The sequence below is a fragment of the Streptococcus nakanonensis genome (assembly GCF_059738785.1).
In genome coordinates this window covers 81,693-97,838 of record NZ_AP027139.1, presented here as the reverse complement: position 1 = coordinate 97,838, position 16,146 = coordinate 81,693, and the positions used below count along the sequence as shown (strand labels likewise).

The 16,146-nt window shown below is 41.8% G+C and carries 15 protein-coding genes; 3 read left to right on the top strand and 12 right to left on the bottom strand.

Features of this window, described 5'->3' with window-relative positions; all coding sequences use genetic code 11:
- Positions 1-5: 5 nt before the first annotated feature.
- The gene (locus tag AC6I9F_RS00520; protein WP_173213912.1) at positions 6-1,385 is read right to left on the bottom strand and encodes a TrkH family potassium uptake protein; all 1,380 of its coding nucleotides are present in this window, start codon (positions 1,383-1,385) and stop codon (positions 6-8) included.
- A 33-nt stretch (positions 1,386-1,418) separates the two neighbouring features.
- Complete coding sequence (locus AC6I9F_RS00515; RefSeq protein WP_173213914.1) at positions 1,419-2,183, bottom strand: nucleoside phosphorylase; 765 nt, start codon at positions 2,181-2,183, stop codon at positions 1,419-1,421.
- A gap of 464 nt (positions 2,184-2,647) precedes the next feature.
- Here AC6I9F_RS00515 and AC6I9F_RS00510 point away from each other — a divergent pair, with 464 nt between their 5' ends.
- Positions 2,648-2,863, top strand: coding sequence for a hypothetical protein (locus tag AC6I9F_RS00510; protein WP_173229381.1), 216 nt, complete (start codon positions 2,648-2,650; stop codon positions 2,861-2,863).
- Here the strand turns inward: AC6I9F_RS00510 and AC6I9F_RS00505 are convergent.
- The 3 genes from AC6I9F_RS00505 to AC6I9F_RS00495 all read right to left on the bottom strand — a co-directional run bounded on the left by AC6I9F_RS00505 (position 2,841) and on the right by AC6I9F_RS00495 (position 5,828).
- The gene (locus tag AC6I9F_RS00505; protein WP_173213917.1) at positions 2,841-3,398 is read right to left on the bottom strand and encodes a sugar O-acetyltransferase; all 558 of its coding nucleotides are present in this window, start codon (positions 3,396-3,398) and stop codon (positions 2,841-2,843) included. The genes AC6I9F_RS00510 and AC6I9F_RS00505 overlap by 23 nt on opposite strands.
- A 102-nt stretch (positions 3,399-3,500) precedes the next feature.
- The gene (locus tag AC6I9F_RS00500) at positions 3,501-4,355 is read right to left on the bottom strand and encodes a VOC family protein (RefSeq protein ID WP_173213919.1); all 855 of its coding nucleotides are present in this window, start codon (positions 4,353-4,355) and stop codon (positions 3,501-3,503) included.
- 240 nt (positions 4,356-4,595) lie between these two features.
- A complete protein-coding gene (locus tag AC6I9F_RS00495) occupies positions 4,596-5,828 on the bottom strand; it encodes a carbohydrate-binding domain-containing protein (RefSeq protein WP_173213921.1) in 1,233 nt (410 codons plus the stop codon).
- Between the two features lie 229 nt (positions 5,829-6,057).
- On the opposite strand from AC6I9F_RS00495, the gene AC6I9F_RS00490 reads away from it, so the two are divergent.
- Together AC6I9F_RS00490 and AC6I9F_RS00485 are read left to right on the top strand one after the other, a co-directional pair.
- Positions 6,058-6,834 carry a polyphosphate polymerase domain-containing protein gene (locus tag AC6I9F_RS00490; protein ID WP_498022147.1) on the top strand — a complete coding sequence of 259 codons (777 nt, stop codon included), beginning with the start codon at positions 6,058-6,060 and terminating at the stop codon, positions 6,832-6,834.
- Positions 6,827-7,510, top strand: coding sequence for a DUF4956 domain-containing protein (locus tag AC6I9F_RS00485; RefSeq protein ID WP_498022145.1), 684 nt, complete (start codon positions 6,827-6,829; stop codon positions 7,508-7,510). The genes AC6I9F_RS00490 and AC6I9F_RS00485 overlap by 8 nt, the downstream gene beginning before the upstream one ends.
- A 226-nt stretch (positions 7,511-7,736) precedes the next feature.
- On the opposite strand, the gene AC6I9F_RS00480 is transcribed toward AC6I9F_RS00485, so the two are convergent.
- The 7 genes from AC6I9F_RS00480 to AC6I9F_RS00450 all read right to left on the bottom strand — a co-directional run bounded on the left by AC6I9F_RS00480 (position 7,737) and on the right by AC6I9F_RS00450 (position 16,129).
- Positions 7,737-9,812, bottom strand: a complete 2,076-nt coding sequence (locus AC6I9F_RS00480; RefSeq protein WP_498022143.1) for a cell wall-binding repeat-containing protein — start codon at positions 9,810-9,812, stop codon at positions 7,737-7,739.
- Positions 9,813-10,284: 472 nt separating this feature from the next.
- Entirely contained in the window at positions 10,285-11,472 is a 1,188-nt protein-coding gene (locus tag AC6I9F_RS00475; RefSeq protein WP_173213927.1) for a CAP domain-containing protein, read from the bottom strand.
- A 128-nt stretch (positions 11,473-11,600) separates the two neighbouring features.
- Positions 11,601-12,638, bottom strand: a complete 1,038-nt coding sequence (locus AC6I9F_RS00470) for an aldose epimerase family protein (protein ID WP_498022141.1) — start codon at positions 12,636-12,638, stop codon at positions 11,601-11,603.
- 116 nt (positions 12,639-12,754) lie between these two features.
- Positions 12,755-13,921, bottom strand: coding sequence for an SIS domain-containing protein (locus AC6I9F_RS00465; protein WP_498022139.1), 1,167 nt, complete (start codon positions 13,919-13,921; stop codon positions 12,755-12,757).
- Between the two features lie 86 nt (positions 13,922-14,007).
- Positions 14,008-14,412 (bottom strand): PTS sugar transporter subunit IIA, encoded by a 405-nt coding sequence (locus tag AC6I9F_RS00460; protein WP_498022137.1) that lies wholly within the window; start codon positions 14,410-14,412, stop codon positions 14,008-14,010.
- Positions 14,413-14,415: 3 nt separating this feature from the next.
- Positions 14,416-15,237: a PTS system mannose/fructose/sorbose family transporter subunit IID gene (locus AC6I9F_RS00455; protein ID WP_016398555.1), complete on the bottom strand. Its 822-nt coding sequence runs from the start codon at positions 15,235-15,237 to the stop codon at positions 14,416-14,418.
- Positions 15,224-16,129, bottom strand: a complete 906-nt coding sequence (locus AC6I9F_RS00450) for a PTS mannose/fructose/sorbose/N-acetylgalactosamine transporter subunit IIC (protein WP_000616999.1) — start codon at positions 16,127-16,129, stop codon at positions 15,224-15,226. The genes AC6I9F_RS00455 and AC6I9F_RS00450 overlap by 14 nt, the downstream gene beginning before the upstream one ends.
- Between the last annotated feature and the right edge of the window lie 17 nt (positions 16,130-16,146).

Genomic DNA, 16,146 nt, shown 5'->3' with positions numbered 1-16,146 from the left:
CTTTCTTAACCAATACTAATATCTGCTTTCATATAGTGAATCATATCTTTCTTTTCTGGATGGTAATCTGCTAGGCTGACCAGCAGAGTCAAGGGACCAATTCGTCCGATAAACATGAGAACCATAATCACACTTAGAGCTAATTTCCCTAAATCTGGAGTTAAATTTGCCGTCACTCCGACTGTCCCAAGAGCAGAAATGGTTTCAAATATGAGGTGGATAAAGGGAGGATTTCCCTTGGCTGTCATCCCTAGTAAAATCAAGCCCAGCAAGAAGGTCATCAAAAAGATAATAAAGACACTAAAGGATTTTTGAACCGTTCGCGGCGCAATCGTCCGTCGAGCGATATTGGCATGAGGTAAGCCTAGAAGCTCACTTCGTGCAAAGACCAAGAGGACAAAAAATGTGGTAATCTTGAGCCCCCCAGCTGTTCCTCCTGGAGCCCCACCTAGAAACATCTGCAAGATATAAATCAATAAGGTAACAGGACGAGCCATGCTGTAATCAATTGTCCCAAAACCAGCCGTTCTCATGCTGACAGTTTGGAAAAAGCTGACCAAGACCTTATCTGCAACAGGGAGATTGCCAATCGTCCCTGCATTGTTCCATTCAAGAACGAGACTGCTCACCGTCCCAAAAGCTAGTAGCCCCACCGTCAGTAATAAAACCAGTTTGGTGTGAAAATGCAGGCGCCCTTTTTTCTTTTTCCCTATATGCGTAGCAAGGTCAAACCAGACCATAAATCCAAGACCACCTGTGATAATCAAGCCTGCGATGACCAGATTGACCAAGGGATCAGTCTGAAAAGCAATCAAGCTCGTACTTCCAAAATTATCAAAACCGGCATTACAGAAGGCGGATATAGCTAGAAAAATAGCACTAAAGAGACCGCGCCCCCAGCCAAGTTGAGGAACAAAACGAAAACTGAGGAATAGAGCTCCCAAACCCTCAACCAAAAAAGTCGTGAGAAAAATAGAATAGACAAACTTTCTCAAAGATCGAGTCTCTCCATAACTAAAACTATCCTGAATAGTTGTACGGCTACGAAGACTAAGCTTTTGCTTGCTCTGGATATAGAAAACCCCAATAAAGGTCATGAGCCCCAGACCACCAATCTGAATCAAGAACATACAAATGAGCTGACCCCAAATATTGTAGGTATCAGCGACAGGCTGGGTAAAAAGACCTGTCACACAGACCATGGATACAGTTGTAAAGAGATGGTCAAAATAAGTCGCTCGAGAGCTAGGCACTTGCACAAAAGGCAAGCTCAAAAGAAGAGAGCCTAGTAAAATAACCAAGGCGAAACTCAAAAAAATACGACGAGCAGGCGACAAACGAGATAAGCCTAGCTTTATTTTTTCCTTAGATAATTTAAATAACATACATCCATTGTACCATAAAAAGTAGGAGAGTAGCTATATCTGAAAGGATATCTCAAGGCAGAGTTCCAAGGCCTTATCAAAAGCTTCCGAGCCCCAGTCACGACTATCGTACTGGTCCAAGTCAGCTAGGGAATCTGCTGTGAACAACAATTCACCCCAGAGAACCCCACGCAATTGAGCTACTGCCGCAAGCGCAGCACACTCCATCTCCACAACAGCACAGCTTTCTTCCTTACGATAAGCCACCTTTTCAGCCGTTTCTCGGTAAAAACCATCTGTCGTCCAGGTCATAACTTCTTCATAGGGAATCCCTCTGACTTCCAAAACTCGCTCAATGGCAGCAATAGCCTCTGGCTGCATTTCCATATAACGAGAAGGTGCCACATAGTGGTAACTGGCTCCTTCATCTCGCAGAGCGCGAACAGGGACTAGAAAGGCATTTTCCTCTATATCGGCTAGCACACCACAGGTACCTGTGGAAATAATCTGCTCCACACCATAGCCAATCAACCAATCCATAAACTGGGCTGCTGGAGCTGAACCGACAGGAGCCTGAGCCAGACAAATCTCCTCGCCTTTGTAGTTGATGACGTAGACTGGATAGGTCTTGGTGGCAGAAACGAACTCACCAACACTGTCCGCCCCTACTTCCCTCGCATAGCGGTCAATCTCCTCACCTAAAAAAGCATAAACACACTTCTTGGGCAACTGCAAATCCAATCTCTCGTGATTGGGCATGATAACCGCCTGAGGATTGTCATCAAACTCTAAAATAGGAATCGCATGCTTCTGAATCATAGTCTACCTCCTCTAATTTTGTACTATTGTATCAAAAGCTGACCGAATGTCAAGGAGGAGGCTGAGAATAAAAACAATACAATAACAATATTTTTGACAGAGACTCTTTTTAATGGTACAATGGACTTGCTTAAAAGTTCGATGAAATAAGCATATAAGAAAACACCACCGGTTGCCGCCAGTGGTGTTTTTTTGCGCTTGCTCAAGGCGCTCAGGCTATTTCTTTTTCTTGTCGCATTTGCTTGCTACAAATCGGATAAGCCACTCCGATAAGACATTCGCTAGTGTACCAGCAAGAATAGGTAGCAAGACAAGTTCGATGAAAACGCACATAAGATCACCTCCTGCCTGCGCAGTCTAGTGTTTGCGACCTTACTATTGTATCATCTTTGACTGAAAATAAATAGAAAAATCATTGATATCATCTAGTCATCCACAAAAACTCTCTCCTACACTAATACTTCTTGTATCAAAAAGCATCCCAATTACAAGATGCTTTGCAATTGCTTAATGAAGCAGACTTGCTAAGATATAGAGTAGGTGAATGTGAACCGGGTAAAAATGTAGAAGAAGTTTTTATCTCCACTCCCTTTTTCTCCATTATTGAAGAACAAGAGAATGATAGAAAAAAACAACACCCGCTGTTCCTTTTTACTTCTATTCCACAGATATCTCCTTAATCACGCGCGCAGGGTTGCCAGCTAATACAACATTGTCCCCAAAGGACTTGGTAATCACTGCCCCTGCTCCTGCGACGACATTATTTCCAAGTGTGACTCCAGGCAGGACAATGACGCCACCACCAGCCCAGAAATTGTCTCCGATTGTGATAGGCTTACCGTACTCAATACCTGAATTACGCTCATGTGGATCCAGCGGATGAAGTGGAGTCAGGAACTGACAGTTGGGACCAATCATGGCATTGTCCCCGATACGAATAGGGCAGACATCCAGCATGGTCAAGTTCCAGTTAGAATAAAAATTTTCCCCTAGATGGATATTGACACCGTAGTCCACCATCAAGCGAGTATTGATATAAAGATTTTGCCCAGTTGAGCCAAACCAAGCCTTAATGATTTCAGCTCCCTTCAAGGGATCTTCTTCCTTATTAAAAGCAGCCTGCTTTTGGCGAGAAGCCTGAGCCAAGGCCCGCAATTCTGGGTCCGATGGACGGTAAACCTCTCCTGCAATCATTTTCTGGTATTCACTAGTCATTGTGTTCTTCTCCTTATTCCCTACTATCATATCAAATTTTCTACATATCTGACTAGGATAAGGAGCATTTTATACAATCTATGCTCTGGTCTTTATCACATCCTATCTAGCTAAGCGGATACGCGTCACGATTCCGTCTGGGTCTGTCACTTCCAACTGAGTTGATGTCAGCCACTTGATAGACGCTTCAACTTCCTGTCCTCTTTCGGCAATTGCTAGAAATTCTTCTTTGCTTGCGACTTCAATGACATAGTAGGCCAAGCCGGGTAAACCTTGTTCACGTCTGGCTAGCCTTTTTCTTCCCCACTCGTTGACCGCTAAATGATGATGATAATCCCCAGACGCAATCCAACTAGCGCTAGGTAGACTAAATTTATCCTCTAGTCCTAAAACCTTTTGATAAAACCGGCTTGCTACTTGACTATCCTTGACAGAAAGATGGATATGCCCCATGCGCGTAGTAGAGACTATCTCAAAAGGTTCTACTTTACGTCCCATCTCATATATTTCTTGAGCAGATAAGGCTTCGGTTACTCCGACAATGCGCCCATCCTCACGAATATCCCAGTCCTCTATAGGCTTATCACGATAAATTTCAATCCCGTTCCCTTCTAAATCTTCCAGATAGATTGCTTCACTGTAGCCATGATCCGCCCCACCGACTAGCTGAATTTGCAGCTCTGCTATATGCTTAAACAGATTTGCCAAATCCTCACGACTTGGTAAAAGGATAGCTAGATGATAGAGACCATAGTGATCTTGCACCTCCTCTAGCCTGTCTGTTTTCAGTAAATGAACCAAAGCCTTTCCACCAGCTCCTAAAATACTTTCAGATTCTGTCTGAGAAAGGATCTCCAAGCCTAGAATCTGATGATAGAAGGCAGTCTGACTCACCACATCCTTTACATTTAAAACTGCCTCTGCCAAATAAATCTTACTATTGTATGCGTAGGTCACCTATTTCTCCTTTGCTCTTTTTATTGTAACTTTATTCATTACAACATTATACTCCTTTTTTACTTGGAGTCAAGTAGAACAACTCAAATAGCAGGACCAAACGAGGTTGGGCAAAAAGTCGACTTCAGGAGAAAATGAAGTAAATCTCCCCACAATAAAACGCATAGTACCAAGGTTTCTCTGACCTGATACTATGCGTTTTTCTGATTTCAAAGACTTCTTGCCCAGCATCGTTTGTGTTTATCCTCGTCCGCCAGGGGCTGGACCGCCAGGACCTCCATTCGGACCTCCGCCTCCAGGCATAGAATTGACAATATCTGTTTGTTTTTCGCCGTTGATGTAGATATCCCCACCTGTGTAGGTTGCTGTTCCATCAAAGTCAAAGCCTGATTGTCCTATCAATTTAATGGTTCCGCCTGTGACCGTGATATTCCCGTTTGAGTCAATTGGATCTGTGTCCCCTTGACCAACTTCTACAGTTAGATTTCCACCTGTCATGGTAAAGTAAATGTCGCTTTGCTGGGCATTTTTATTGGCTGCATTGACCCCATCATCTGTCGAGTAGACATTGATATCTCCACCATTGATCGTAATGGCTTTCCCTTCAATTCCTTCTGTGGAATTCTTGACGGTGTAAGTACCACTATCAATCACTAGGTTGCCAGAAGCGTGAATGCCGTCATCGCCTGCTGTGACTGTTATGGTATTGTTCGCCAAATACATATTTCCGACAGTCATATCGTCATCATTATCAACTTTAACACCATCTTCCTTGGCATCGATCGTCATGGTCGTACCAGTGATGTTGAGTTCATCATTGACATTAAAGGCATCTCCTACTGATGTGATGTTAAAGGTTCCACCAGTGATGTGAAGCGTATCATTTGCCTTGATAGCATTGCTTTTCTTGCCATCTACAGTAAGAGTCCCTGAACCATTGATGGTCAAATCAACCTTAGAAAAGAGAGCGGTATTTGCCTTTTCATCACTGTTAGAGCTTGAGTCAGAGAGACTGTTGGTGGTTCCCTCTGCTAGAGTGAGGTAGACATGACCTGCGCTTGTAGCCGAAATAGCCGCATCTGTATTGGTCATGGTCGCGCCTTTTAGGACAAGTTTCACATCATCAGACTTATCAGCTGCGATTTTAATTTGCACTCCGTCAGACTGACCAGAAATGACATAAGTACCTGCTTTTGAGATGGTCACCGTTGAGCCAGAAACTGTCACACCATCTCCAGAGACGTTTGCAGATGAACCAGACAATTCAATCTTAGAAGCAGTGCTTTCATCATAAGAAGTGTCGTAGTCCTTTTCTGTAAAATAAGAAGATTGACTGTTTTTAGCTGAAGTTGTGATAGCAGTGGTATCTGCCGCTGCAGTTGTACTTGACTTGGTCGTTGACTGCCCACAAGCTGTCATCAAGGTCAAAGCTGTTAAACTGGTTAAGATTAGAGTCCATTTTTTTGATTTCATACTTTTTTCCTCGCCTTCATTTAGCTTGACCTTAGTTTACAGGGTAAGTCTGAAAAAAATCTAAACTTTTTCTGAAAGTTTTCTTAAGTTCAGTTTCAGTTAAGTTATCTTTAACAAAAGTTTTAGGAAAATTCCATAGACTAATTACAAGCAAGTTCAACTTGCCCAGACACACCTATCTGCTAATAAGATAGTGTACTGAAATAGTTTGATAAAGGAGACAAGATTTATGAAGCCAATTGAAACAAGCTTTAAACGAATTGAAACCAAATATGTCGTTACCAAAGCTGACTTGGCTAATTTAATAGAGGACTTAAAAATATATCTCGTCGAGGATGATTATCCAACTTCGACCATTTCCAACATCTACTTTGATACAGAGCAATTTGATATGATTCAGGATGATAGCCAAGGTACTAAGCGTAAAGAAAAGATTCGGATGCGAACCTATCTCAGTCAAATCCAGCCAGATAGTCAGGTATTTTTAGAAATCAAATTCAAGGACAGGACTGGTGTCGGGCGAAAATATCGTCTCTTGTCGACTCCCCAGTCTATCACCCAGTTTATGACCAAAGGACACCTGGATAGCAGCATCAAGGACCAAATAATGATTGAAAAAATTCAGCAACTCCAAGAGGAATATCAACAAGCCATCATCCCTCGTATGTATATCTACTACGACCGCTTTTCTCTCAAGGAAAAGAAAGAAATTAGCGGATTTCCCTACAATAAAATTCGTGTCACCATTGACCAAAATCTAACCTATCGTGATGAGAATGTCAGTTTATTTTCAGGAAAGGACGGTTTCCCTCTACTAAACGAGGACATTGTCATCATGGAAATTAAAGCTCCAGGTAGAAAACCCCAATGGCTACAAGATATTCTCGACCAATATGGACTGGTAGAGCAGAAATTTTCAAAATACAGCTGCGCCTACCACAAGTCTCAGGGGCTGGACTATAGCCCACGACCAAGCACAGAAAGTGTAGGTACTACTTATGTCTAATCTTTTCAACTCTATCTTCAACGACACAACTGCCACTGCCAATCCTATCCAGCTCTTTCTGGCTCTCTTGGTCAGCCTGATTTTAGGTTTGGCGCTGACCTGGGCCTACAAACACCGTACCCTCTATACACGGGAATTTGCGGTTAGTTTGACCCTACTCCCCTGCTTGATGACCTTGGTCATCTTTCTGGTAAATGGCAGCCTAGGAACCTCTATCGCCGTTGCAGGAACCTTTAGCCTCATTCGTTTCCGTTCAGCTACCAGTGGTTCACGGGAACTAATTGCAATCTTCCTTGCCATGATTATCGGGCTGGCAGCAGGGACAGGCTATCTAGCTCTAGCGATTCTCTTCACTGTCTTTATCTTAGCAGTATGGCTTCTTTTAGAAAAGCAACAAAGCAAGAGCAATCACCAACGTCGCAGACTATTGACCATCACAATTGCGAACCAGGATAAGCAACTTCAAACTATCCAATCTGGGCTATCACAATTCTGTACTGAGTTAGACCTCATCTCGATTGATACTAGCAATGATGGAGAACAAGTCACCACTGTCTACGAAGTGGATTTCAAGGCTCAAACCGATGATTTTCAAATCATCCATTACCTCACTAAAGAACAAGATACTTATCAGGTTTCCCTGACCAAAAATGCCAAGAAGAGAAAGAATTTGTAATTTTCAAATCAAATAGCAAACTAAGAATCTATTGAGTACCACCATTCTTTACCAATCAAAAAAACTCCGTAGTCTCTGACACCATAAATCCGGCTAGAGATTACAGAGTTATTTTTTAATCTAAACTTCCTACAAGGGTATAGTATCTACTGAAAGGATATGGTATTTGTAGGGAATACTTTAAAGGATTCTTACAGGAAGTTAGTATTAACTAGTTACATTAGGTTTAGTTAACCCATTCACCATTGGCATTGACTCTATAGCCATCTACAGTTGTATTGACTGCAAGGGCACCTGAACCGTCAACATAGTACCATTTGTCTGATACTTTGAACCATTGGCTTGCTTTCATAGCACCTGATACTTCAAGATAGTACCATGTATCTCCATCTTTAACCCAACCTGTTGCCATTGAACCGTTAGCATTTAGGTAGTACCATGAGCCGTTGACTTTAGCCCAACCTGTCGCCATAGCGCCACTAGCGTTGAGGTAGTACCATGAACCATTGTATTGTAGCCAACCTGTTACCATAGCTCCATTAGCGTTGAGGTAGTACCATGAGCCATTGTTTTGGAGCCAACCTGTTACCATAGCACCACTAGCGTTGAGGTAGTACCATGAACCGTTGTCTTGTAGCCATCCTGTCGCCATTGAACCATCAGTATTGTAGAAGTACCACATACCGTTTTCTTGTTTCCAACCTGTTTTTGGAGCGGCTGGTTTAGCTGGTGCCACTACAGAATATGAGCTGTATGATGGAACATATGAAGAGTATGAAGGGACATATGTCGGATTAGATGGTCTTGCAGGAACAGAAGGTTGTGCTGGTTGATCTGAGGATGGAGCTGGAGCTGGTTCAGCTGGTTTCTCTGGTTTTGCTGGAATTTCAGCTGGTTTTTCAGTTTTTGGAGGTTGCTGTTGAGTCAAGCGGTTATATGCTTCTTCTGATTTACGAGCGTAGTCTTCTTCAGCTCTTTGATCATCTGTTTTTTCTTTTGCTTTTTCTTCTTTAACCTCTTCAAGAGCTTTATTGTACAAGTCTATCAATTCGTTCAAAATTGACACCTCTTGCTCCAAACTCCTACCAGCTTCTTGAAAATCAGAATTTGCTTTCATCTCAGCTTGAGATAGTTTTTCAACAGCAGCTTTAGCTCCCTCAATGATAGCGGAATCTGCATTAGCTTCTTCAGCAGCTTTCAAAGTCTCCTTCGCTTTTTCAAGAGCAGCTTTTACTGCTACAGCAATTTGTTGTTTACTTGCTGTCTCTTTATTTAAAGCATCAACTTCCTTTTGTTGTTTAGCTACAGCATCACCTAAATCATCAGCACGATCTTGTGCTTTTTCTGACGCTGGACGTGCAGCATCATTTTCTTCCCCTTTTTTAATTCCATCTTGAATATCTTTAGGTAAGTCTGTTAGAGATTTACTATCTTGCTTTGTACTATTAGGAATATCGTCTTTCTTCTCTTCTTCTTCCGTTAATACCGGCGCTTCAGCAGCTTTATTAACATCAGCCAAAAGATCAGTAGCTGATAATTCGCCATTCTCAATAGCCTTTAAAACATATTCTTTCCCAATAGCTTCTTTTGCTTTTTCAATAGCTTTAGGCTTATCTTCAGGCTTGATTTTATCACTATTATTGATTTCCGCTATAGTAGCTTCTTCTACTTTATTCAAAAAGTTTTTTAATTCTTCTTTGGCTTCGGCTTCTTTCTTCTCTGCCTCTACTTTTTTCTTCGCTACTTCTTCTTCTTGAGCTGCCTCATCAGATTTTTTCTTAGCTACTTCTTCTGCTTTTTTAGCTTCTTCTGCTGTTTTCTTAGTCTCAGCTAACTGTTCTGGTTCAGGAACTACTATTGTTGTTCGAATAGTATTAAATTCCTCCTTCGCAGCAGTTTCGCGTTCCTTAGCTTTTTTCTCAGCTTCTTCTGCGGATTTTTTCCCAGTTTCGTTGTGATTTCTGACAGCATTTAGATAGTCTAGGACCGCTTTTTGAACTTCCTCTGTTGCCTTAGCTATCTTTTCAGAAGCTGCTTTTTCTTTCTCTGCTTTTTCTACTGTTTTCTTTTGATCGTCTTCATATTTCTTCTGAGCTTCTGCTGCTTTCTTTTTAGCTTCGTCGTAATTCTTCTTAGCAGCGTCAGATTTTTTCATTGCTGCATCATAGTCTTTCTCAGCTTGAGACTGGTTAGCTACGGTAGCGTCTTCTGCTCTTACAAAAGTAGGTTGAGACGCAACAAAACCAGCCCCTAAGATAGCGACACTGGCTAGACTTGTTAAAATCATTTTTTTCTTATTCATCTAAATTTACCTCTTTTCTGATAATCATTTTCAGACTATACTGTATTAAGTATACCCCCCCCGTAAATACTTGTCAAGTGTTTTATGTTACAATTGTGTTACATTTTTGTTCGGGATTTTATTTGTTTTATCAAAGTTTTTATGAAAATCGTTTTGAAAAATTTACTATTTCTTTACATTCTCTTTCATAGAGTCTCTCTTTTATACTCACTTGACTTCAAAGACAAGGTGTGTATTTGCTTTTCGATTGCAGATAAAACTCACATTCCCATATATCAAAAGGTTGATTTCTGAATTAGGAATAGTCTTGCATATTTGCGACGGATGATGACTCGTTCTTATTTTCAGTAAGTAGCAACTGACTCGAGACACTCCAAAAAAGAGGTCAATGTTCGCCATCAACCTCTTTCTTATCGTTCATTCTTTTTACTAAGTAAGATGAATACTTTACCTATGACTTACTATCTTCATTCTAGTTTACCCATTCACCATTACCATTTACACGGTAACCATCTGGTGTTGTTGTGCTAACAGCCAAAGCGCCTGAACCATTTGCATAGTACCAGTGTTGACCTACTTTAAACCAACCCGTCTTCATGATCCCTTCTTCATCAAGGTAATACCAGGTACCATTTTCCTTGTACCAGCCTGTTTTCATAGCTCCTGAGCTATCAAAGTAGAACCATCTGCTACCATCTGTTCCCCAGCCTGTAAACATAGCGCCTGAGTTACTTAGATAATACACCGATCCATCAACTTCTACAAATCCAGTCTGCATGACACCTAGGTCATTCAAGTAGTACCATTGACCACCTGTTTTCAACCAGCCTGTCTTCACATCACCAGACTCATAAAAATACCACTTGCCATTAGACTGCACCCAGCCAGACTGATCAGACGTAGATTTTCTGAAATCTTTCAGCGGTGTTTCTACAACCATTGCTTTACTTTTAACTGTTGAAAGGTTTGAGGCAGTCACTTCTGTGTACTGAACAGCAGAACCATATCCACCAGCTAATTCCTCTGAAGAAGTCGTAGTTCCTAAAGCCAGAGCAACCGTTGCTGCCTTCTGAGGACTAGCTGCATTTTTAAAAGCAGCAAGACCCACATGGGTAAATTTAGGGTTAATCAAGTTCTCATAATAAGATGAAAATTCTTTTGATGTTTTATCTTTCTTTTTCGCCACATATTGCGCCTTTTCAGCATGCCAGTTTTCAATTGCTTTTAGAAATCCATCAGGATTCAAATCTAAAGCTTCTCCACTTAGGCTATTACCAGATGGAAAGGCAGTCCAGTTGTTTTTGCTGGAAAGACGTTCAGCCTTCAGCGCAACAGATACCTCAGCAGCGCGTACAAAAGCCGTTTTTTCATGGTCAACTGACCATTTGACAGGAACATACTTATCTACCAAACCTTCGTCGGCTGCTTCTTTACGAATTTTATTGATAGCATCTAAAATAGATTGTTGATGAGGAGGCAAAAATTCTCCCTTGATTCCAACCAAAACATTGCCACTAGAAGGTTTTAGCACCTCTGAGGTCAATACATTACCATCAGCAGATTGCGTTGCCACCAATCTGTCATTCGCAAAAACATCATTTGTCAAAACTGCTCCTGCCAAGGTCAAAGCCAAGGCACTAGCAAATACAATTTTCTTCATTGTTTACTCCTTATATCTTTTGAATCGTATCTTGATAAATACTTTTTAACACCTAATTATATCATATTTTCCTACTATTTGTCTTTGCTTACCTATTCCTAAATCCCAAAAGTAGGCGCAATAATTCTTCACTTCACAACAAGTTCATAACGTGTCTTACTGGTGAAGGTTTGACCTGCTTTAAGAATGACTTGGTCTTTGAGGTCACTGTGGATGGCATCTGGTAAAGCTTGCGCTTCAAGGGCAATCCCATTGTGCTGTACCATTGGCTGACCTCCTATGATGACACTCTCATCTACAAAGTTTGCTGTGTAGACCACAAAGCAAGGAGCCTCTGTCTTGAAGAGCAGGAAGCGACCTGAATTTTGGTCATAAAGGAAACCAGCATTATCATGGCCTGCAGGAAGGGCAAATGGATGATCTAAGCCAGATACCAACTGGATTTGCTCATCTTCCTCTGCAAAGATATCCTTCAACAAGGCACCATTGTAGATGTGTTTGACCACATCACGATTTGCATCTGGAGTTTTGGCAGGAACACCGTCGGGAGCGATTGGGTAAATACCCTCTGTGTTTAGTTGGAAGACATGGCGATCAATGGTCTGCATGAAATCACCAGACAAATTGAAATAGCTGTGGTTGGTTGGATTGACCAGCGTATCCTGATCGGTTGTTACCTTGTAGCTAATTTCGTAGGCACCAGTTTCTTCCAAGTGATAACTAATCCAAATCTTGAGATCTCCAGGAAATCCTCCTGTCCCATCTGTACGCTCTGTGTAGAGGGTCAAGCCATGGTCACTCACCTCGACCAATTCAAACAAGCTCGAATCCCAACCTGTTGAGCCACTATGGTTACAGTTGCTAGCATTGTTGACTTCAAGGTCATAAGTCTTGCCATTAAGCTCAAATGTCGCACCTGCAATACGGCCCGCCACAGGACCTACGCTAGCTCCATGCTTAGGACTATTGCCTACATAGCTAGCAAAGTCATCAAATCCCAAGATAACATTGGCAAAATTTCCAGCCTTGTCAGGTGTGACATAACGCAAGATAGTCGCACCATAAGTCATGACTTCAAGCTGGTAGCCACCGTCCGTCTCAAATCGATAGGCCAAGACATCCTTGCCCTCAACATTTCCAAATACACGCTCTGTGTATGCTTTCATTCTCTTCTCCTTTTACTATTTCTCTCAAGCAAACAAACCATAGAAAGCCTACTGACAATCTATGGTTTACTTGTATGATTTACAAACTCCTTTATCAAGAATCTATAAACGCAGTATTACTTTTGATATTCGTGGATGATAACACCTTGTACCACACGGTTTACGGTACCTGTAGGAGACGGTGTATCTGGTTTATTTTCTACCTTGAGTGAAGTCAATAGGGCAAAGAGTTGAGCATAAACGATGTAAGGGAAGACACGGTAAATATCATTCAAGACACCGCCACAACCAAGGGCCACTTCTTTGACATTTTCAAGGCCAAAGGCTTGATCACTCAAAAGCACAACCCGACGAGCAATCTGATCACCAGCAACTTCACGAACCAAGTCTAAGTCGTACTTCCGAGTGTAGTCTGTTGTTGTACCAAAGACTAAGACAACTGTATCTTCGTTGATAAGAGATTTTGGACCGTGACGGAAGCCAACTGGACTTTCATACATAGTCGCCACTTGACCAGCTGTCAATTCCAAAATCTTGAGCTGAGCTTCATGAGCAAGACCAAAGAAAGGACCAGCTCCTAGATAGATGACACGGTTAAAGTCTAAATCAACAAGCTCTTTGACATCTTCTGCATTATCTAAAACTTTACGGGCAAGACTAGACACAACTTCAAAACGTTCAGACTTAACAGCAAATTCTGTAGGATCAAAGAGCAAGAGAGCTGTTAACATCATAGACGTAAAGCTAGAAGTCATGGCAAAGCCAGCGTCATTAGAAGCAGCTGGTTGCAAAAGCAAGAAATTGCGGTCATCTCCATGAGCTTGAAGAGCCAATTTACCGTCCGCTGCACAAGTAATCGTCACTTGGTAAAGCTCATCCACCAAGGCCTTGGCCAAATCAACAGTCGCCACACTTTCAGGCGAGTTCCCACTACGAGCAAAAGATACAAGGACAGTTGCCACATCTTTTTTCAAATAAATTTCTGGATTGGCAACAATATCTGTTGTCGCAATGGCATTGAAGTTCCATTTGCGTTCGTCATAGACTTCCTTAAAGTAAGGCACCAAGGTATCTCCCACATAAGCAGAAGTCCCAGCACCTGTCAAGATAACCTTGATATAGTCATGTTTATCCGCAATCCCTTGTAGAAAGGCTGCAATTTCTTCACGTTTTGCTTGATAAGATTCAAAAGCTTCTTTCCATACATCTGGTTGTTGGTAGATTTCACGTGTAGTGATTTCTGCACCCAATTCGAGCAAGTCTTCTTTTGTATAATGTAGCATTGAATTCCTCTTTTTCTATTAAAGATGGGAATGGGAGTAAGCCCCATTCCCATGTATATTCTATATAAAATGCTCTAAGTCACATCTTATTCATCTTCATCATCATTGAAGCCCGCTAATAAATCATTGACTTTCACAATGCTTTCTGCAGCACGGCTCTTGTAGTCCGCATCTGCGCCTGTCAGGCTCGCATTGATAAATTCAATCACCATTGGAAGATTCATCCCTGCATAAAGTTCGATGTCACGACCTTCCATGATCAAACGACTGACCACGTTACAAGGTGTCCCACCGAGAAGATCCGCAAAGACTAGGAAATCATCCAATCCTTCAATAGCAGCTTCAAATTTAGCAGTAAAGTCTTCTGGTCCATCTTCTGGAAGAAGAGCTACTGTGTAAATATTGCCTTGTGGGCCCATAATCATTTCTGTGCTACCTTTAAGTTCTTCACAGAAACGACCATGGCTCACCAAAATTAATGATTGCGTCATAAATTATGCGCCCATTCCAAGTACAAATTTACCAAAGGCAGAAAGAGCCAAAGCAAGTACGATAATAATACCGATAGCTTTAGTAGAGTTCATACCTTTCTTACCAAGCAACCAGAAGATAAAGGCAGTAAAGATTGCTGGAAGCAAGCGTGGGAAGATTTGGTTCAAGATGTCTTGGAAGTCAATCATCTTCTCACCGATTGCCCATTTGTAAGAAATTTCAAAGTTAATCACTGTTGCTACAAGAGCACCCATCATGAAGACACCAAGTACAGATGCAGCGTCAATCAAAGCTGTCAAGGTACTTTGCATGTTGTTGATAAGGTTAACCCCTTCTTTGTAGGCAAATTCCAACTGTTTCCAACGGAAGATGTCATAGGCTACTGCAACTGCAATCCAAAGGAAGATACCCCAAGGTTGGCCAGCGATAGCCATAGTTGCTGCGACTGACCCCATGATAGCAGGTACAAGTGAACCAAAGATTGTATCTCCAAGAGGAGCAAATGGTCCCATCAAACCTGTCTTGATACCGTTAACGGCATCTTTTGAACCTACACCATCTTTTTCTTCCATGGCAAGGTCAAAACCAGCGATAATGGTATGGAAGAATGGTGAAGTATTGAAGAATTGAGTATGAACTTTCATCATTTCTTTCAATTCAGGAGTTCCATCCCCATACATTTTACGCAATTGAGGCAAGATCATGTAAAGGTAACCAGAAGCTTGCATACGTTCGTAGTTCCAACCTAATTGGAAAGTAAACAAGCTACGTTTGTTGATTTGATTAAAATCTTCTTTTGTAAGTTTGTAATTAGAATTCGTCATCTTCGATTTCCCCACTTTCTGATGGTGTAGAAGGTGCTGCTACAGCTACTTTTTGGCTATTTTTGAAGTGAAGCACTGCAAGGAAAATACCTACGATAGAAATACCAATCATAGACAAACCTTTGAAGTTGTTCACGAAACCAATTTTTTCAGCAACTTCAGCAGGAAGAGTACCTACGATACCAGCAACAGCGCCACCAAGACCTGTTACATATGAGTAAAGAACAGTCAACATAGCTGTCAAACCAAATCCCATAGCAAGATAGTGAAGGTTACGTTTAACTGGAAGGTAACGAAGCAAGATTGCAAATCCAAGACCTGGAAGCATACGTCCTGCGAGTGTCAAGCCATCTGCAACCCATTTGTAGGCTTCAACGAAGTCTACTACTGATTGTACAAAGGCACCACCAAAAGCAAGGGCAAAGAAGACTGGAAGGGCACGAGATAGAGCCCAAGGAATCGCACCAAGTAGGTAGTTGCGTTCAATACCTTTATAGTCAAAGCGTTCGATGGCAGCATCCACACGGTGAGCGAAGAAGGTAGTAGTCATACGTCCAAGAACGTCGAAGTAAGTCAAGAGAGCTGCTACTGGTACAGCGATTGTAGTAATTGCAAGCGGTGCATCAATTCCTTGTGAAACAGAGAAGGCTGTCGCAAGAACCGCACCAGAAGTTGCGTCGATACGAGAAGCACCACCGAAGGTACCAACCCCAAGAACGAACAGTTGCAAGTTACCACCGATAAGCAAACCAGTAGTCACATCTCCCATGATTAAACCAGTAATGAAACCAGCAAATACAGGGGAACCTGCAGATGAAACGATCGTCAACTCATCACAGATTTGATAAGCTGAGTACAAAGTGAGAAGTAAAATTTGCCACCATTGTATCATAACAATGACCTCCTAAA